This window comes from Chloroflexota bacterium, from assembly GCA_014360805.1.
Taxonomy (GTDB): domain Bacteria; phylum Chloroflexota; class Anaerolineae; order DTLA01; family DTLA01; genus DTLA01.
Window position 1 is genome coordinate 5,780 of sequence record JACIWU010000125.1, and the last position, 461, is coordinate 6,240.

Genomic DNA, 461 nt, shown 5'->3' on the forward strand with positions numbered 1-461 from the left:
CGATCGTTGTTGGGGCGCAACATCTTCTTGACCAGCGACGCCAGCCAGACCGAAGGGTAGTCCATTCGCGTGGAAACCGCCGTGCTGCGCCCTGTCCCCTCGGCAGCGTGGAAGATGCGGATATAGTCGCCCCGGTCGCCCAGGATGATCTCGGCGCGGCCATCGCCATCCACGTCGCCGGCGGCCAGCCCGTCGCCCTGCTCAAAGTCCGCGGCAAACTCCCATATCTTGTTCCCGTTCATGTCAAAGGCGCGAATCCAGTTGTCGCGGTCGCCGTGGATGATCTCGGCCCTGCCGTCCCCGTTGATGTCCCCCGTGGTCAAACCGTCATGCCCTTCAAAATCCAGGGGGAAACTGGCGAGCACAGTACCATACATGTTGAGCACGTAAATCCTATCGGCCGAACGGTCGCCCAGGATGATCTCGGCCCGGCCATCGCCGTTCACATCTCCGGCGGCCAA

1 protein-coding gene (cut by a window edge) is annotated in these 461 nt (G+C 62.7%); it reads right to left on the reverse strand.

The features are described from left to right. The coding region annotated (locus H5T65_13620) for a VCBS repeat-containing protein (GenBank protein MBC7260268.1) crosses the window boundary (this coding region is incomplete at its 5' end): on the reverse strand, positions 1-461 show 461 of its 489 nt. The annotated region extends 28 nt beyond the left edge of the window.